The sequence below is a fragment of the Arcicella sp. LKC2W genome (genome assembly GCF_034931005.1).
In the GTDB taxonomy this organism is placed as follows: Bacteria; Bacteroidota; Bacteroidia; order Cytophagales; family Spirosomataceae; genus Arcicella.
Genome location: NZ_JAYGIN010000015.1, coordinates 31,534 through 49,669 on the forward strand (window position 1 = coordinate 31,534; position 18,136 = coordinate 49,669).

At 35.2% G+C, this 18,136-nt stretch carries 16 protein-coding genes; 4 read left to right on the top strand and 12 right to left on the bottom strand.

Annotation, left to right across the window (positions count from 1 at the left end; all coding sequences use genetic code 11):
* Positions 1-208: 208 nt before the first annotated feature.
* Positions 209-1,450, top strand: a complete 1,242-nt coding sequence (locus VB796_RS13180; RefSeq protein ID WP_323347019.1) for an RsmB/NOP family class I SAM-dependent RNA methyltransferase — start codon at positions 209-211, stop codon at positions 1,448-1,450.
* Between the two features lie 4 nt (positions 1,451-1,454).
* Here VB796_RS13180 and VB796_RS13185 read toward each other — a convergent pair whose 3' ends face one another.
* The gene (locus VB796_RS13185) at positions 1,455-1,952 is read right to left on the bottom strand and encodes a DUF6169 family protein (protein WP_323347020.1); all 498 of its coding nucleotides are present in this window, start codon (positions 1,950-1,952) and stop codon (positions 1,455-1,457) included.
* 217 nt (positions 1,953-2,169) lie between these two features.
* Here VB796_RS13185 and VB796_RS13190 point away from each other — a divergent pair, with 217 nt between their 5' ends.
* On the top strand, positions 2,170-2,895 hold the full coding sequence (locus VB796_RS13190; RefSeq protein WP_323347021.1) for a nitroreductase family protein: 726 nt from the start codon (positions 2,170-2,172) through the stop codon (positions 2,893-2,895).
* 78 nt (positions 2,896-2,973) lie between these two features.
* Here VB796_RS13190 and VB796_RS13195 read toward each other — a convergent pair whose 3' ends face one another.
* The 3 genes from VB796_RS13195 to VB796_RS13205 form a co-directional block, all read right to left on the bottom strand.
* Positions 2,974-5,109 (bottom strand): xanthine dehydrogenase family protein molybdopterin-binding subunit, encoded by a 2,136-nt coding sequence (locus VB796_RS13195; protein WP_323347022.1) that lies wholly within the window; start codon positions 5,107-5,109, stop codon positions 2,974-2,976.
* Between the two features lie 21 nt (positions 5,110-5,130).
* Entirely contained in the window at positions 5,131-5,592 is a 462-nt protein-coding gene (locus tag VB796_RS13200) for a (2Fe-2S)-binding protein (protein ID WP_323347023.1), read from the bottom strand.
* A 204-nt stretch (positions 5,593-5,796) separates the two neighbouring features.
* Entirely contained in the window at positions 5,797-7,002 is a 1,206-nt protein-coding gene (locus VB796_RS13205) for a pyridoxal phosphate-dependent aminotransferase (RefSeq protein WP_323347024.1), read from the bottom strand.
* Positions 7,003-7,194: 192 nt separating this feature from the next.
* Between VB796_RS13205 and nhaD the strand changes: the two genes are divergently transcribed.
* Positions 7,195-8,487, top strand: coding sequence for a sodium:proton antiporter NhaD (gene nhaD / locus VB796_RS13210; protein WP_323347025.1), 1,293 nt, complete (start codon positions 7,195-7,197; stop codon positions 8,485-8,487).
* An 82-nt stretch (positions 8,488-8,569) separates the two neighbouring features.
* On the opposite strand, the gene VB796_RS13215 is transcribed toward nhaD, so the two are convergent.
* The 8 genes from VB796_RS13215 to VB796_RS13250 all read right to left on the bottom strand — a co-directional run bounded on the left by VB796_RS13215 (position 8,570) and on the right by VB796_RS13250 (position 16,983).
* The gene (locus VB796_RS13215) at positions 8,570-9,217 is read right to left on the bottom strand and encodes a hypothetical protein (protein ID WP_323347026.1); all 648 of its coding nucleotides are present in this window, start codon (positions 9,215-9,217) and stop codon (positions 8,570-8,572) included.
* Between the two features lie 295 nt (positions 9,218-9,512).
* Positions 9,513-10,709, bottom strand: coding sequence for an MFS transporter (locus VB796_RS13220; RefSeq protein WP_323347027.1), 1,197 nt, complete (start codon positions 10,707-10,709; stop codon positions 9,513-9,515).
* A gap of 169 nt (positions 10,710-10,878) precedes the next feature.
* Positions 10,879-12,093: a TlpA disulfide reductase family protein gene (locus tag VB796_RS13225; RefSeq protein ID WP_323347028.1), complete on the bottom strand. Its 1,215-nt coding sequence runs from the start codon at positions 12,091-12,093 to the stop codon at positions 10,879-10,881.
* 134 nt (positions 12,094-12,227) lie between these two features.
* Positions 12,228-12,836, bottom strand: a complete 609-nt coding sequence (gene gldD / locus VB796_RS13230) for a gliding motility lipoprotein GldD (protein ID WP_323347194.1) — start codon at positions 12,834-12,836, stop codon at positions 12,228-12,230.
* 169 nt (positions 12,837-13,005) lie between these two features.
* A complete protein-coding gene (locus tag VB796_RS13235) occupies positions 13,006-13,785 on the bottom strand; it encodes a TIGR00266 family protein (RefSeq protein ID WP_323347029.1) in 780 nt (259 codons plus the stop codon).
* Positions 13,786-13,888: 103 nt separating this feature from the next.
* The gene (locus tag VB796_RS13240; RefSeq protein ID WP_323347030.1) at positions 13,889-14,494 is read right to left on the bottom strand and encodes a lysophospholipid acyltransferase family protein; all 606 of its coding nucleotides are present in this window, start codon (positions 14,492-14,494) and stop codon (positions 13,889-13,891) included.
* Positions 14,495-14,905: 411 nt separating this feature from the next.
* Entirely contained in the window at positions 14,906-15,712 is an 807-nt protein-coding gene (locus VB796_RS13245; RefSeq protein WP_229201512.1) for a LytR/AlgR family response regulator transcription factor, read from the bottom strand.
* Positions 15,713-16,476: 764 nt separating this feature from the next.
* Positions 16,477-16,983 (bottom strand): GbsR/MarR family transcriptional regulator, encoded by a 507-nt coding sequence (locus VB796_RS13250; RefSeq protein ID WP_323347031.1) that lies wholly within the window; start codon positions 16,981-16,983, stop codon positions 16,477-16,479.
* Positions 16,984-17,486: 503 nt separating this feature from the next.
* On the opposite strand from VB796_RS13250, the gene VB796_RS13255 reads away from it, so the two are divergent.
* Positions 17,487-18,020: a hypothetical protein gene (locus tag VB796_RS13255; protein WP_323347032.1), complete on the top strand. Its 534-nt coding sequence runs from the start codon at positions 17,487-17,489 to the stop codon at positions 18,018-18,020.
* The last annotated feature ends 116 nt before the right edge of the window (positions 18,021-18,136 follow it).

Consider the following 18,136-nt stretch of genomic DNA (forward strand, 5'->3'; position numbering starts at 1 on the left):
GTTTATAAAAGGAAATAAGATTAACCCATAAAATAGGAGCATTCACATAATCATTCGTGATTGTCGGTAAATTTTCGGAAATTTGTCATGGTTATCAGTAAACGGTTTACTGATAAGCCAATGTGATTGAAAAGATTAGTGTATCATTTATTGAATTACCACCTTCGCTTTTCGCCAATCACTTTTTCGCTTAATTTTAACTAAAACAATGCGTCTTCATCGTCCATTAATCTTGGCAACTGTTAAAGCCTTGCAAGAAATATTCCTTAATGACAAACCACGTCAGGCAGACCGAGTTATTGAGGCAACTCTCAAATCCAACAAACAATGGGGCAGCCGTGACCGTGCCTTTATTGCAGAACACACCTACGAAATTGTCAGAAATTGGCGTTTGGTGCTTTTTGTCAATGAAATGCAAGCAGATAAGCTCCGACCACAATTCTTTTTTCAGATGGTAGGTTCATGGCTTCTGATAAAAAAACAATTGAATCCCGATGGTGATAACATAGATTTTCTACCTAAATGGGAAGAGTTTTCTTTTGTTAATGAAGAAACAATATTGGCTCGTTTAGAAGAAGCTCAAAAAGTACGTAAAATCAGAGAATCTATCCCTGATTGGTTAGACGAAATGGGAGAAGCAGAATTAGGCACAGAAAAATGGACTACTGAAATCCGAGCTATGAATCAACAAGCTCCTGTGATTTTAAGAGCGAACTCATTGAAAACCAATCCTTATAAATTACAAGATTTATTGGTTGATATTGAGATAGAAACCATCATTCCAGAGAATTTACCCGATGCTTTAATGTTAAAACAAAGAGGTAATATTTTCAAAACAGAATTCTTTAAAAATGGACTTTTCGAAGTACAAGATTCTGGTTCTCAAATGATTGCCCCTTTCTTAGATGTTAAACCTGGCATGAGAGTTATTGATGCTTGTGCAGGTGCAGGTGGAAAAACGTTACACCTTGCCTCTTTGATGCAAAATAAAGGGCGTATTGTGGCAATGGATGTAGAAGAATACAAACTTACCGAATTAATGAAGCGTGCCAAACGCAACGGAGTAAATAATGTGGAGGTGAAACTAATTGAACCAAAAACACTAAAACGATTACAAGAAAGTGCTGATAGATTATTATTAGACGTTCCGTGTTCGGGTTTGGGCGTAATTCGTAGAAATCCAGATTCAAAATGGAAACTTACACCAGAGTTTATTGAGAATCTCCGTAAAATCCAATGGGACATTCTTACACAATATTCTTCTATGTTGAAAAAAGGTGGGAAAATGGTATTTGCAACGTGTAGTTTATTACCATCTGAAAGTGAAGCACATGTACAAAGATTATTAGCAGAACAACCCGATAAATGGGAGTTATTGAAAGAACAAAGAACTTCTCCTGCAACTGACGGTTATGATGGATTTTATATGGCTTGTTTGTTGAAGAAATAGTAAATTATTTGTCTTCTTCAAATCCACCAATGAGGTCTTCAAAAGCTTCTACAATTTCATCTTTATAAGGATTATCCCGCCTGATAATTAAGGAATTATAGTAGGTTGTGTTTTGAGCAAAGTCAGTAATTGAATTATCAATTTTTAAAAATAACTCTTTATTGAATTGCTCAAACCATCTATCAAATTTCCTGACCCTCACTAAATGTTTTCTGTCAGCAGTATCACAGGTATATAGTATAATTTTTTCTTTATCCTTAAAGAAATCCATAAAGATTACTGCTATCGTTGAAGAAACTAAAGGGTCTAAAGGTGTATTTTTAGGAGAATTCTCAGATAGCTTTATTGAAAACTCATAACAGTAGTGCGACCAAATATATTCTTCTCTAAAAATATATCCTGTAGGTTTAAATTCAATACGATAAAAGACCTGAAAGGTTGTCTTGAAGAAATAAGTAGTAAACTCTTCTTCAATAATATCATAAGTGTAGTATTGCATCATTTTTCATTTAGTAGAAGAACTTTGAATAATATCGGGTAAAATCTGGTCTAAAATCAAATTGGTTTCTTTATAGTTATTAGCAGACTGTCTAAGGAATTTTAAGACTTTAGCTCGCTTTTCCTCTTTTGATAACTTCTTTTTAGTTTCCATTTTCATTAGTATTTGATAATCAAAGATATAAACAAAAAACTGTTTCCAAAAATTCATCTTCAATTCCATGCAAATTCAAGATTTCGATAAAATTATCCAAAAACGTCGTTCTATTAGAATCTACGATGAAACTGCTCCTTTTGATGAAAGTGTCATCAAACGTGGACTTGAACGTGCGGTACTTTCCCCAAACAGTAGTAATATGCAGTTGTGGGAGTTTTATTGGGTAAAATCAAAGGAAATTCACAATGTACTTTCGCACGCTTGTATGGGACAATCGGCGGCGAAAACGGCAAAGCAATTGGTTGTTTTTGTGACTCGACAAGATAAATGGAAGGAGCGTGTCAAATGGAATATTACGAATTTGGAAAAGCAGTTTGAGGGAAAGGAATTAACCTCACGAGATAAAAGAGCCTTTGATTATTATCGAAAATTAATGCCTTTGGTTTATCGTTACGACCCATTCGGATTAAATACTTTACTACGAACAATTATCGTATTTTTTATGGGTTTCAATAAACCTTTTTTAAGAATTAGAAACAATGGCGACCAACGAGTAATGACGCATAAATCATGTGCTTTGGCAGCTCAAACTTTTATGTTGAGTTTGGCATCGGAAGGATATGACACTTGTCCGATGGAAGGATTTGATGCAGATTTAGTAAAAAAAGCCTTGAATTTACCTGCTTTAGCAGAAATCACCATGATTGTTGCCTGTGGAATTGGGAAACCTGAAGGCATTTATTCAGAAAGATTAAGGGTGCCAAATGAAGAAGTGATTTTTGAAGTGTAGCGTTTATAGAAACTTATTTATTTTACGGAAGTCGTCGCTTTGAGTGACGACTTCCGTTTTTATGGCAATACCGATATTCTACACAAAATTCTCTAATTTTTCATCCGCCAAAATAAACGGCTGACTGTATAATCTTTTACCAGTTGCTTTGAAAATGGCATTGGCAATTGCTCCACCTGTTGGCGGAAGTGCAGGTTCTCCCAAACCCGTTGGGTCGATACCATTATTGACAAAATGTACTTCTATTTCTGGCACTTCATTGTACCGAATCAAGCGATATTTGTCGTAATTACTTTCTTCGGGAGCTCCATTTTTAAACTTCAAATTGGCAAACATGGCGTGACCAAAACCATCTACAATTGCTCCGTAAACTTGATTTCTTGCCCCACTCTGATTCACAACAACGCCACAATCTGTTACGGCAAACACTTTTTTCAAAGTAGGTTTTCCTTTTTTTACTTCTACTTGTGCCACTTGTGCGACATACGAAAAGTGTGAAAAATATACGCTAAATCCTTGATAAATACCTTTTTTCTGTTTACCCCAATTCGATTTTTCTGCTACCATTTTGATAGTTTCAATAAAACGATTGGGTTCATACGTGATTTTACCAATGGGATTTGATTTTACTTTTTCCAATAATTCTAAACGAAATTGGATGGGGTCTTTTCCTACTGCCACTGCCACTTCATCTAAAAATGACTGCTCGGCACTGGCTAAGAAATTGGTAATTGGAGCTCTCCAAGGCCCTGTCGTAATGGATGATTTATAATCAACCGATTCTATCAGCACATTTTCAACTGCTCCAACTGGAAAATTGTCTTGGCGAGTTGCATTACCTGCATTCATTCCGACACCTTTCAGATAAAAACCTGTCATGTTTCCGTTTTTATCAATTGAGGCTTTGAAGCGATATTTTACGGCAGGACGGTAAATTCCACCTGTCATATCGTCTTCACGTGTCCACATTACCCGAACAGGAGCTTTGATGATACTTGATAATTCGGCAGCTTCCAGAGCATAATCACTATTCAATCTTCTTCCGAAACCTCCACCCATTTTGGTTAATTCAACCGTTATTTTTTCGGGAGCAATGTTTAATAATTTGGCTACTTGTTGTTGAGCACTTTGCGGATTTTGGGTTGGTCCTGCCAATGTTACACCATCTTCACGTACATGAGCAAAGAAGTTCATCGGCTCCATCGGATTGTGCGGGATGAAAGGACATTGATATTCCGCTTCAATTACTTTGTAAGCATTCTTGAAAGCCGTTTCAATATCACCGTCTTTTCTACGAATTTCTGCTTCTTTTTTGTTCAGCAATTCATTGAAAATTCTGTTGTGGTCGTCGGTACTTTCGAGGTCTTTTTCTTTTTCCCACTCGTATTTTACCGTTTTACGAGCTTGCATTACCTCCCATGTTGACTTTCCGACAATTGCCACTTTATTGCCAAACGAAACTACATTGACAATTCCTGACATTTTCTTGGCTTCGGTAGCATCGAATGATTTGAGTTTCATGCCAAAAGCAGGCGGACGTTGAATTTGAGCGTGCAACATTCCTTCTTTCTGATAATCAATGCCAAAAAGTGGTTTTCCAACCAATAAATCTGGATTATCCACTCCTTTGATGGTACTTCCAATCAATTGATAATCAGCAAATTTCTTCAATTCTACTTTCTCAGGAACTTTCAGTTTAGATGCTTCTTCTGCTAATTCTCCGTAACTTAATTTCTTTCCTGAGGTATGAATAACAAACCCTTTTTCGGTTTTTAATTCACTCATATTTACTTTCCAACGTTGGGCAGCCGCTTCTTTTAACAAATATTTGGCGGTTGCTCCTGCTTTGCGTAATCTATCCCACGAATGTTTGATTGCTCCACTTCCACCCGTCACTTGGCGTTCAAATTTTTTATCTAAATCAGCTTGTTTAACGATAACGTCTTTCCAATCTACGTCCAATTCTTCTGCAACAATAATTGGAAACGCCGTCTTGATTCCTTGTCCAATTTCAGGATTTGGCGAATAAATAATTACTTTCCCCGTTGGTTCAATCGCTAAAAATGAATTGAAATCTAAAGAAGAAGAAAACGTGGAATTGATAATTTCAGTTTCAGTAGCATTTGCAGAAAACCAATTAAAACCGAGAATCAGTCCTCCCGTAATACCCGAAGTTATTTTTAAAAAATTTCTTCTTGATTGAATATTTTCCATTGTGTTTGGTTTTAATTACGGTTATTTCATTTTTTCTGCTGCCAATTTAACGGCTTTCTCAATTCTGTGATAAGTACCACAACGGCAGATATTTCCACTCATGGCATTACTAATATCTTTGTCCGTCGGTTTTTTATTGGTTGCCAAAAGAGCCGAAGCTGACATCATTTGCCCCGCCTGACAATAACCACATTGAGGCACGTCCAATTCGTCCCAAGCTTGTTGTACAGGATGCGTTCCATTTTCAGAAAGTCCTTCAATTGTGGTAACGTCCATACCCGAAATTGCCGAAACTGGCAAAATACAAGAGCGTGTTGCCGAACCATTGAGATGAACAGTACAAGCTCCACATTGAGCTATACCACAACCGTATTTAGTTCCAACCAAACCAATGTGGTCACGCAGAACCCACAATAGCGGAGTATTCGGGTCAACATCTGTGTTATATGTTTTTCCGTTAATTTTTAGAGATAAATTTGCCATGAAGTTTTTGGGAATTAATGCTAATATCTTAAACGAAAATACGAAGAATAAGTTTAGAAGATTACTATTTTAGACGTAAGTCCATTTTCTATTTGATAGAGATACCTAATCGTGCGACTATCCATAAAACATGGGCAATAAAAAGCCCCTTCCCAAACAGAGAAGAGGCTTTTTTCAATTACAGGAAAGATTCCTGTGCTACAATTATTTCAAAGTTGCTACGGCTGCTTTGATACGCTCGCAAGCTTCAACTAATTGTTCGTCAGCCGCTGCCGTTGAAATACGGATGCAGTTGGGAGCTCCAAAACTTGAACCTGCTACGGTTGCTACAAAAGCACCGTCCAATAACCACATTGAGAAATCATCTGAATCTTTAATCAACGTTGTTCCGTCAGATTTTCCGAAATATGCACTAATGTCTGGGAAAGCATAAAATGCTCCGTCAGGCATATTTACTTTAAATCCTGGGATTTCACGTAATAAACCAACAACCAATCCACGACGACGGTTGTAAGCATCTTTCATTTTGTAAGCTTCTTCCAAAGTACCGTTAAAGGCAACTGTTGCCGCTTTTTGTGCGATAGAGTTTGTACCAGAAGTTACTTGTCCTTGCAATTTCTCAACACCGTCAGCAATCCATTTTGCCGCAGCGATAAAACCAATTCTCCAACCAGTCATAGCGTGTCCTTTTGCCACACCATTTACCGTAATTACTTGGTTTTTAATTTCTGGAATTGACCCGATTGAGAAATGTCCTTCTTCTGTAAAGTTGATGTATTCGTAAATTTCATCAGCCATTACAAAAATATTTGGGTGTTTTGCCACGATAGCACCAATTGCTCTCAACTCAGCTTCAGTATAAACCGAACCAGTTGGGTTATTTGGAGAAGCAAACATGACCAATTTAGTTTTTGGTGTAATAGCCGCTTCAAATTGCTCAGGTGTCACTTTGAAATTATTATCAAAAGCACCATCAACAACTACTGAAACGCCATCAGCCAATTTCACCATTTCTGAATATGAAACCCAGTATGGTGAGAAAATGATAACTTCTTCACCTGGATTAACCAAAGTAGAAATTACATTTGCCAAAGAGTGTTTTGCACCCGTCGAAACCACAATATTTTCAGGTCCCCACTCAATATTATTATCACGTTTTAACTTATCGGCAATCGCTTTACGAAGGTCAGGATAACCAGCTACAGGCGAATACCCATGAAAACCATCATCAATGGCTTTCTTAGCTGCATCGCAAATGTGCTTTGGGGTTTTGAAATCAGGTTCACCTACTGAAAGGCTAATAACTTTGTGTCCCTGAGCGGCAAGTTCACGGGCTTTTTTAGTCATCCCGAGTGTTGCAGACTCTTCAAGTGCATTAATGCGGTCGGCGAGCGATACTGTTAAACTCATTTTTGTTCAATTGTTTTTAATGAAAAAGCTTTTGGACTATTTGTCCCTAAAAATTGTGCAAAGTTAGGGCTGATAGGTGGGATACAAAAGAAAAAAAAGGTTTTTATGGGAAAAGCATTATTTTATTAGTGTTAAATTTGTTTTCGGTGCTTATATTTCGGAATTCTAAATATCAAAATAAACAAACTCTTCATGCAAACACTTCTAATCCTGATTTTCGTAATTGGTTATTTAGCAATCGCCTTAGAACATCCAATAAAAATTAATAAAACAGCAACTTCCCTCATTACAGGTGTTTTGTGTTGGACTGTCTATATCGTTTCTGAACATGAACCAACATTAGTTCTTGGAGAATTATCTCATCATTTAGCCAGTGTTTCTGAAATTCTTTTCTTCCTTTTGGGAGCAATGACTATCGTAGAATTAATTGATGCTCATCAAGGATTTAAACTCATCACCGACCGCATCACCAGTCGTAATAAAGTTACTCTATTGTGGCTTATCGCTCTGATTACCTTCTTTTTATCCGCTATTTTAGATAACCTAACAACGGCAATCGTGATGGTTTCTGTTTTGAGAAAACTAATTAAAGAGCCAGAAACCCGAAAACTATTTGCAGGTGTAGTCATCATTGCAGCCAATGCAGGTGGAGCATGGTCACCAATTGGCGACGTAACTACCACCATGTTATGGATTGGTGGTCAAATTACGCCTACTAATATCATCAAGATGTTACTAATTCCAAGTTTAATTTCATTGATTATACCGCTTATTTATCTTACATTTAAAATGAAAGGGTCGGTACATTTGAATAAAGCAGACGATGATTCACAAACAAACCCACATGAGTTAATTATCAAAACTCAAAATTCTGTTATCATGCTTTTAACAGGACTTGGTACGCTCCTATTTGTTCCAATTTTTAAGACAATCACACATTTGCCTCCATACATGGGCATTTTATTAGGACTGGGGATAGTTTGGGTAGTTTCAGAAATCCTTCATTCTGGAAAAGACGAAGAAGAACGTCATCCATTTACAGTGGCTCATGCTTTAAGCAAAATAGACACGTCAAGTATTCTGTTTTTCTTAGGAATTTTAGTCGCCATTGGAGCATTAGAATCAACACATTTATTATCAAGTTTAGCACAATGGATGGATAGCACCATTGGCAATCAAGACATTATCGTTATTGTAATTGGTATAGCTTCGGCTATTATTGATAATGTTCCGTTGGTAGCGGCTTCAATGGGAATGTATGATTTGTCGACTTTCCCGACTGATTCAAAAATTTGGGAATTTATGGCTTATTGTGCAGGAACAGGAGGAAGTATTCTAATTATTGGTTCAGCGGCAGGAGTAGCCGTGATGGGCATGGAAAAAATTGATTTCTTGTGGTATCTCCGCAAAATCTCATTTACTGCTCTGATTGGCTATTTCGCAGGAGTTATAACCTACTTATTAATCTTTGCATTACTACATTAATATCATAACAAGTCATAAAAAAAGCGGGATTTACTCAAATGTAAATCCCGCTTTTTTTATGAAAGAATATCTAAAATTCAAATTATAACAAGTCATCTGCTTTTACAGAAAACTTAATTTGCTTTTCTCCTGCTGAAGAGCGAAGTTTTACTAAATAACTTCCTCCGTTTAAAGAATAAGCAGGTTTTAAAATCACGTCATTATTATCTGAAAGTTCAAACTCACACGGAACGCCTAATCCTGATTCGGTACTCATTAAAGCCGTTAAATTTTTGCTATCATCTACCATAACTCTTACAATACTTGATTCCCCATTTCTGATAATTGAAACTGGACTTATGGGTTTTACAGACATAGTAGAATAAACATATACTTCTCCATCATGGTCATATTCCATAATTCTATAATATTCTGTATTACGCAACATTTTTACATCTGTAAAAGCAAACTGTAAACGTTGAGGTTGTTCTCCGTCTATGGTTTTCTTTACATCAATCTCTCTGATGTCAAAAAAAGTATCATTGTCTTTACTTCTTTGAACAATAAAACGAGCAGACTGGTGTTCTTCCTGACTTACCCATTTTATCACTACACGGTTATCTGGATTGATAGCTGTCTCCATCAGGATTTCTTTATTTGTGCGGGCTTTGGGAGACTGAGCAATAGAAGTATTGCTTACAAATAATAGACAAAATACTGCCGCCACAGCAAGTGTAAAGTGTGTTTTCATTATGAATGGCTTAATAAGAATAGTTAACAAAACAATTAAGGATATTTTCAAGGATTCTAACTAACAAATTGGCGGATTATGGTAGTTGAAGTTACGTTATAATAAAATAACTCATTGAAAAATTATCACTGTATAAATATATGATTATTTAACGAATTATTTACATTAAATTTATTTTACGGTAAAATTACTATTAATTTATGGTGATAAAAAAAATATGCCATAATAATAGCCCTGTTTTATCTGAACGAAGAAAATTTGATTGCTAATTCGAGGGTCAATAAATTTTGAGAGATTATTCTTTGTAGGGTTTTATATATTTTCCTAAAACAATTCCAACAATCATAAACGCAATTGATAGGTAACCTACCCACTCATAATGCAAAAGTTTACCATCTGAGGCTTTTTGGACGATTAATCCGCCCACAAATGACGCTGCCCCTGAACCTAACTGAAGCACAGAAGAATTGATACTTGTAAAGCCTCCTCGTTGTTCATTATCCACCACGCCCGACACAATGGCTTGCATCGTTAAAGTTCGCCCATTAGCAAATAAAAAAAACATTGTGGTAATAGAAAGTATCACCACCAAACTCGCTCCTGTGTAGAGATTTGTCATCAAATATACAGGTATTAAAAATAGCGTTCCACAAATCGCAAATATCAAATATTTCCCCTTCTTATCAGCTAATTTCCCTACAACTCTGGCACTTACAATGGTTACTGCACCACCGATTAAATATATCAAAGAGACATTATCAACAGACATTCCTACGTTGATTGTCAAATAAGGACTTAAAGATGGTATGGTACAAAAATGCCCAAAAATCACAATAACTGATAAACATAATGCCTTTATTTGGTTAGAATCTTTGGCGATATTTGTCAGAACAGCAAAGGGACTTGGCTTTATTAGAGATGTATTGATATGACTTGTCAAATTTGGTAAATACCTATAAATCAGCAACAAATTTACAAAACCAACTACCACGATAAAAACGAATGGAATATGCCAACTTATGCTTGATGCTAAATATAAACCCAACGGAACACCCAAAACGGAAGCAGTTGAAAAAGCAGCCATAATAATTGCCATTCCTTCAGCACGGTATTGATAACTAATGGTATCACCCACGATGGCAATCACTTGTGAACCTAATACTCCACCAAAAACACCTGCCACTATACGAGCCATCATAAGCATCGTATAGGTTGGGGCAACTGCACAGGCAAATGTGCCAATCAATAACCCAATATAAGCAATAGTTAATACATTTTTACGGTCAAATTTATCTACAAAGAACGCTGCGATGAATCCACAAACACCTGCACTAATCGAATATGCCGAAACCAAGAAACTGTACTCTCTGGCGGTGAGACTAAATTCTTTCATAATAATGGGTCCCATTGGCATCATTATCATAAAATCCATGATGTTGGTAAACTGTACACACGCTAATAAATAAAGTATTACTTTTTGGTCTTTAGTCATATTTTGTTGTAAGTGATTATCTTTTTAGTGATTGAGTGATTTTTTAGCTCGGAATTATGATTTTTAAGATTGATGGATTTCTGAACTATAAAAAATTTGCAGTAAATCAAATAATCAATCCCAAAATCATCCAATCTTCTAAATCATAGTTCCGCACGCATAAACCCTCTTATTCTTTCAATAGTTTATCAATTAGACTTTCAAATTCTGCTACCCATTCTGTATAATATTTCCCCGTTCCTGGCCCAGAAAAACCTGCATGAGTTTCACGAATTTTGCCTTTTTTGTCGATGATAATCGAAGTTGGAAAACCGATAATTTTATTCAACATCGGCAAACTTTCTGACGCACTCTCTGAACTATTAATTCCTGCTTGAAGCAATGGATATTCTACGCCAAAACGTGAGCGTAGCAAATTCATTTTTGTTACGAAAAAATCTTTATCCAATGTCTTTTCGTAAGCCAAACCTATTACTTCAAATCCTTTTGCTTTATTTTTTTTGTAGAAGGGAGCTAAATAATTAGTTTCGTCCATACAGTTCGGACACCACGAACCAAGCACTTGCACAACCACAACTTTCCCTTTAAATCTATCGTCTGAAAGTGAAATCTTCTCTCCTTTCTCATTCAGAAAAGTAAAATCTAATTTGTCGTAACCTTCTTTCAAATAAGTAATTTTCTTGACATCTGGCAATGCTGCTTTTGCATCTCGTTTAGCTTCAAAGATTTTATAGCCAAACACACCATCTTGAAATTTACCAGTGATTTTGTCACCCTCCACTTTTGCTCTCAACAAAAAAGCATGAGAACCATCAAAAGTGGACATAAATAAACTATCACCTACCATATTTCCGTCCATGTAACGATAGTCGCCAGTAGTTGTCAAGAACGACCCAGTTACTACATTCCCTTTTTGTTGGAAAGTACCAACCGCAAAACTTACTTTTTGGCTTGTTGGATTGGTAAAATTGGTTGCCCATTTCCCTTGAACATTCCCTAAAATTGCCATTTTATTCGTTCTGAATCGGTCAAGATAACCAAGTTTGGCATTGAATGGCACTTGAAAAAACGACTTTCTACCTTTATTTTTTCGATAAACACCTGTAAGCGTTTTATCAGTCATTTTTGCGACTAATTCAGCGTCAAAAAGAGAAATAGGAATCGTGATTGAATCCCCCGAAAGTGTTGCTTTATCCGTTTTAAACCTTTCTGTGGCATTTAAAACATAAACATCGAAGGTATTTTTTGATTTCTTTTGAATTTCTAAACCAAAAGGAAGTTGACCATTTTCAACTTGGACGGTAGCACGCCAGCGGGTTGTTTGTGCTTGAGTGAATGACTGACTAAAAAAGATTAGCGTTAAAATAACAAAGATTTTTCTCATGATAATTTGGATGAAGTACAAAGGTATAATTTCTAAAATCAAAGATTAGTTCTCAATTTACCTCAAAAAGGTTAAAAAATAAAAAGAGCCAGAAGCTCTAAACCTCTGACTCTCTGTGAGATATTTGAACACTCTTACTTTTTCCATTCTAAAGTATTCAATAATTTAATAACATCTTTTTTCAGATAATCAATTACTGGAGCAAGTGAGTCGCTCTTCATGGCAGTATTAAAATACAAAGCTCCTCTCAAGTAGTGTTTGGTAGAATCAGTGGTATAAAACTGTAAGTATGTTGGCACTTCTCCTTCCAATTCCATCAACATTGCTGATTTTCCAGAAGGTGTTTTCAAAATTAAATCTTGAATAGAAGAGGCTTTTTGTCCGTGTTTAGCGGCTAATTTATGGGCATCATCAATCAATTTTGCTAACATATTTTTATCTCCCCCCAAAGGTTTATAGGTCAACTGAATCATTGCTTTGTATGCGGGATAATACACATACATCCAATGTGGTTCTGCCCATCTTACGGTATCGGGTTTCAAAATTGCTTGGGTTGAATAATCAAAACTAAATGGATGACTTTCAGTCATGTGTTGATATTTCACCGCAGGCAATTCTATTCGGTTATACCCTTTTGGTTTTGGCATAAAATCTCCAGATTCAGTTTTTTTCCCACAAGAAAACAAGACAGTTATCAGTAAACAGTAAGCAGTAAGCAGCAACAAGCTATTAATTTTATACATTTTATGTTGGAAACTGTTTTCAGGAGTTTGCACATTATTAATTGTTTGCTTTGAGACTTTCTCTATCATCTATAATTTTGTTTACTGTTCACTGTTTACTGTTCACTGATAACTGTTTACTGTTCACTGATAACTGTTTACTGTTTACTGCTCACTGATAACTGAAAAATTAGTCTCCTAACAAATTACCTAATCCGCCCAAAACTGAGCCATTTTCTTTGTTAGCATTTCCACTATAAGGACTTACGGCACGGATTAATTTTGAAATTGGCATTGACTGAATCCAAACTCGTCCTGTGCCACGTACAGTTGCCAAGAAAATACCTTCTCCACCAAAAATCATTGATTTTAAGTTTCCAGCTCTTTGAATATCATAACTCAATGTCTGCTCAAAAGCAACGATGCAACCTGTATCAATTCTAAGCGTTTCATTATTCAATTGCTTTTCAATAATTGTTCCACCTGCGTGAACAAAAGCAAGCCCATCGCCTTGTAATTTCTCTAAAATAAAGCCTTCTCCACCAAAGAAACCCGCACCAATTTTCTGATTAAAAGTAATAGAAACCTTCGTTCCTAAAGCTGCACACAGAAAACTATCTTTCTGAGCAATCAGAGTATTTCCTGGTAAAGTTGCCAAATTAATCGGTACAATAGTTCCTGGATACGGGGCAGAAAAAGCTACTTTACGTTTCCCAACACCACGATTGGTAAAATGTGTCATAAATAAAGACTCACCTGTCAACAAACGAGAACCCGCTTGAAATATTTTCCCCATCACCGAATTATCTCCATTTGAGCCGTCCCCCATTTTAGTTTCAAAGGTAATTCCGTCTTCCATATAGCACATTGAACCTGCTTCTGCAATTACGGTTTCACTTGGGTCAAGTTCAATTTCTACGAGTTGAATATCCTCGCCAATAATTTTGTAATCAATTTCGTGTGAGTTCATGTCTTTTGGGTTTAAAATTAATACCACAAAATAATGCGGTCTTGTTTATTCAAAAAAGCAAATATGGCTAATTGGTCAGGAAAACTATTAAACGGCAAAAGCATTACCCTTTTTCCAGTTCGTACTTATTTAATCTTACCTGAACGACATCATAAAAAGCTTGTCGTAAAATATCAACATCGGCTTGAGTCATACCTTTTGTTTCAATAGGTTTATGAACAACTGCACGTAATGTTTGTGGATAAACGGCAAACTGATTATCGTGCATGATTTTATAATTATTCAAGAAGGTAATCGGAACAAGCGGAACTTGCTGTTGAATTGCCATTACAAAAGCTCCATCTTTTAAAGGCAAGTGCATTTGTGGGAAATTAGTTGATTTAATTCCTCCCTCTGGAAAAATCATAATGCTACGCCCACTTTGTAATGCCCTAACAGAACGAGTCAATGAAGTCACTCTACTATTCTTATCATTTCTATCTACTTGTATATGCAACTTCGCAAACATATACCCAAATAAAGGCACATTTTTGATAGAAGCCTTCCCCACAAAAGCATAATAGTTTTTAATAACCATACCCATACAAGCAATATCCATATATGAAAAATGATTGGCACAAAAAACGTAAGCTTGTTTTGTATCAGGTTCAAATTCGTATTCAACCTTAATAGGAATACCGACAATTGGAAAGAAAAATTTTCCCCACAACCTATTTAGATAATGAGCATAGGGTTTCCATTCGTTTTTCTGAAGAAAAATCCAAAACAAAGGAAACAATAATAAAAACAGGAATACAAACCAAAAGGTCGCCCAGAGTGTATAGAAGAAAATCAGAATACGCATGAGGCAAAGATACTAAGTTTCGGAATTATCAGAAACTTGAAGAAAAAATAAAAGGGCTAAACAGCCGCCACTGTTAAGCCCTTTAAGAATATCTGTGCAGATATTTGATACAAACTTAGTTATCCTATGATAAGAAAACAAGAGAAAGTACACGTTTGCTGAATCTTGATGATAAACCTATTAAATATTACTTTGATTTTTAAGCCATTTCTGAGACAAATAAAAAAGGTCTTTGATATTCTCAAAGACCTTTTCAATAACTATAATTCTTATGAATTACATACCCATCATTTCTTTAAAAGCAACAGAATTTCGGGTTGAAATCTCTAATTCAATACCATTCGTTAAAACCACCTTCATACCACCTTTATAATAAGATTCGATATCGGCAATATATTCAGTGTTAATAATTTGCTGGCGATTGGCACGGAAGAAAATATGTGGGTCTAAACGCTCTTGAATTTTATTTAAAGAACGGTGAATCATTGGGCGACTCGTTCCAAAATGGAAACGGCAGTAATTCCCAACCGATTCAATCATATAAATCTCGGTCAAACGAACAAAATAACATTTTTCGCCATCCTTCAAGAAGATTCGCTTTTGTGGAGGAAGTCTTCCCTCCGATACGGCTTCTGTAATACGATGTTGCTGAATATCCGCACGAACCTTTTCGATAGTTCTTGCCAAACGGTCAGACTTCATCGGTTTCAACAGATAGTCCATCGCCTCCGATTCAAATGCTTGAATCGCATATTGATTATAAGCCGTAACAAAAACTACTTTAGGAACGTACTCCAAATCAGTCAGCAAATCAAATCCATTTTTCTCTGGCATCTCAATGTCGAGAAAAATTAAATCTGGTTGCAGACGATGAATTTTTTCTAAAGCTTCATCTACGTTTTCTGCTTCATCGATTATCTGAATATCTGGATATTCTTGTAATAAATACTTCAACTCTTGGCGGGCCAACCTTTCGTCATCCACCAAGATGGTTTTAATTTTCTTAGTCATTTGCTTTACAGGGGACAAGTCTTGATAGTGGCGGTTACCAGCTCGGGGAGAATAGGGTTTTCTATTTGCCATATCTGTGTAACTTAATTTTCAAACATTGTTTACTAATATGATTCAACACCTGTGAACCAATCAGGGGATGGTATCTTGTTTTTACCTATTCTTACTGATTTATCGCAGAACGAATACAAAATAAATTGAAATTGACGGTATTTCAATAAAATGTGTCTGCTTTAAGGTATTTAACTGCTAATATAACAAATTCCAATCCATATTTTGCAATCTGAATATATTTATAACTGGTTTTTTTATTAAATGTAATTTAATCGGTATTATTTCAAAAATTACAAATAAAAAGTATTTTTCTTTAAAATTCTGCAACTAATTTATCAATAATATAAGTACAATGACGGTTTGAGAATTACAATTTATGATTATCATAAGTTTGATTATCTATGATTTTGAAACCTCAAAAGAGTGCATTATTCTGCATCCATATTTACATCCTTTTTAGGGATTTTATAATTCATTGCATTTTGATATTTGTACTAAATATGTAGCGGTGAACGGCGAATGATGAAGCTGCTTCAATTCTAAAGTATTAATCCTTTTAATTTTCAATAAATATTGAAAGTCAAAAGGATTAATACTCAAATCACGAAAAATAACATCCAACTACTTTCAATAAATCATCTTTTATTTTCAATAAATATTGAAAGGTCCTAAAATAAATAAAAGACCCAAAATGGGTCTTTTATTTGGTACGTCACAAAGTAAGGATTAATTTAATAATAGTGGTTTGGTATAAATTTATTCCGTTTCTGGAATGACCTTGCTTATTTGAATAACTTAAAGAAACTTCCCCAAAACCAATTTTCATCTGCTTTGATGATAGATTCTAACGTTTTATCTGTATTTGAAGCAAATTTTTTCAGATTCTCAACTGTTTCAGCAAACTGCTTAACGTCAGGGTCTGTAATGTCTGCTTCAATAGTTGAAACTTGTTCTAATGCTCTTAAAACTGGCTCTAATTCACGTTTTTTACGCTCTTTAGCTACTTGCATACCAATTTTCCAAACATCTTTTTCTGCTTCAAAAAATTCTTTCCTTTCACCTGGTTTCAATACTTTTCGTACAATTCCCCAGTCTATCAAATCCCGAACGTTCATATTGACATTCCCTCTCGAAATCTGCAAGGCTTCCATAATATCTTCGGTCGTCATCGGAACTGGTGATACTAATAAGAGTGCGTGTACCTGAGCCATTGTTCGGCTTACACCCCAACTCGAACCTAAAGTTCCCCATGCTTGGATTAAATGTTGCTTTGCTTCATCAAGCGTCATAGATTGAGATTTAATAGTTTTAATTGTGTGGCGATTGCTTTTTATGAAACAAAAATATGGAATAGTATTGAACTTTCAAAATTTTTTGAAAGTATTTTTATAATAGTTATATCTATAATATTTACTATTACAAGAACTCTTTCTTTTAAACTTCTCAAGAGTAGTCCTTTCATAAATCAAAAACTGGCATAGTCTTTGGCAACTATCACTATACGATGATAAACAAAGGGACTATAAATCAAAAAGAGAATTTAAACAACTGATAATCAACAACTTCAACAAGTTCATTAATTATTATTGTAAGTCATAAATAATAAATGAACGTATATAATGACTGACCAAATACTCAATAAAATCCAAAAATTTGGATTTTGAGCGAACTTTTGAGTATTTTTATAATTAAATGGATATAAAATACGGTCAATAGTAACCAAACCCAGCATACGGTTATTGTATATAATCAAACCTATACCGTAATAGCCTGAAAATCCTTACTTGAAATAATGAAAAAAATCTTGCTCATTCTCAGTGTTCTGTCACTGGCAAGCTGTCAAAAAAATGTGTATTTAACAGGTTCGTTGATGCACCAGCTCCAAGAAAATGAACTCGACTTAACTCGAATTCAATTTTACAATGATAATCCTCTCTATTTGGAACGAGAAGTACCTTCGTCTGATGCCAACATAAAATCAGGGAAAGTGATTTTTAAAAATGGAAGATATATCAACCGAATTTCTTTAGAAAAAGGAACTCCAGGTTTGCTTCAAAAAGAAAATGCAGGCAATTTGTTATTATCGTTTGAAAAAAGTAAAGATGACAATGCTCTAAATTTTGGACCAGTTGCGGGAGAAAAAGGTGAATTCTTTTATCAACTTGTTGATTCTCAAGGAAGTCCAGCATTTTCAAGATTAGATTATGAAGGAAATAAATATTTAGTGATTTATAAAAAACCAAGAGTACGAATTATGCTTTCAAAAAGTGTTTTGAACAATCTGAAAATTAAAGTTCGTAAGATGAAGGGAAATAAAGTAAAATAATCAGCCCAAAAGTATTCGAAAGGCATTAAAAATTGAAGAATCAAGTCTTCCATTTTTAATGCCTTTTTTTATTTTTATCTCAAAACATCATATTAAAGCTACATCATTTCAATTTA

Bases quoted from the DNA above. Each gene is read 5' to 3' on its own strand.
- VB796_RS13180 (WP_323347019.1), top strand. From the start codon at position 209: ATGCGTCTTCATCGTCCATTAATCTTGGCAACTGTTAAAGCCTTGCAA.
- VB796_RS13185 (WP_323347020.1), bottom strand. From the start codon at position 1,952: ATGATGCAATACTACACTTATGATATTATTGAAGAAGAGTTTACTACT.
- VB796_RS13190 (WP_323347021.1), top strand. From the start codon at position 2,170: ATGCAAATTCAAGATTTCGATAAAATTATCCAAAAACGTCGTTCTATT.
- VB796_RS13195 (WP_323347022.1), bottom strand. From the start codon at position 5,109: ATGGAAAATATTCAATCAAGAAGAAATTTTTTAAAAATAACTTCGGGT.
- VB796_RS13200 (WP_323347023.1), bottom strand. From the start codon at position 5,592: ATGGCAAATTTATCTCTAAAAATTAACGGAAAAACATATAACACAGAT.
- VB796_RS13205 (WP_323347024.1), bottom strand. From the start codon at position 7,002: ATGAGTTTAACAGTATCGCTCGCCGACCGCATTAATGCACTTGAAGAG.
- nhaD (WP_323347025.1), top strand. From the start codon at position 7,195: ATGCAAACACTTCTAATCCTGATTTTCGTAATTGGTTATTTAGCAATC.
- VB796_RS13215 (WP_323347026.1), bottom strand. From the start codon at position 9,217: ATGAAAACACACTTTACACTTGCTGTGGCGGCAGTATTTTGTCTATTA.
- VB796_RS13220 (WP_323347027.1), bottom strand. From the start codon at position 10,709: ATGACTAAAGACCAAAAAGTAATACTTTATTTATTAGCGTGTGTACAG.
- VB796_RS13225 (WP_323347028.1), bottom strand. From the start codon at position 12,093: ATGAGAAAAATCTTTGTTATTTTAACGCTAATCTTTTTTAGTCAGTCA.
- gldD (WP_323347194.1), bottom strand. From the start codon at position 12,836: ATGTATAAAATTAATAGCTTGTTGCTGCTTACTGCTTACTGTTTACTG.
- VB796_RS13235 (WP_323347029.1), bottom strand. From the start codon at position 13,785: ATGAACTCACACGAAATTGATTACAAAATTATTGGCGAGGATATTCAA.
- VB796_RS13245 (WP_229201512.1), bottom strand. From the start codon at position 15,712: ATGGCAAATAGAAAACCCTATTCTCCCCGAGCTGGTAACCGCCACTAT.
- VB796_RS13250 (WP_323347031.1), bottom strand. From the start codon at position 16,983: ATGACGCTTGATGAAGCAAAGCAACATTTAATCCAAGCATGGGGAACT.
- VB796_RS13255 (WP_323347032.1), top strand. From the start codon at position 17,487: ATGAAAAAAATCTTGCTCATTCTCAGTGTTCTGTCACTGGCAAGCTGT.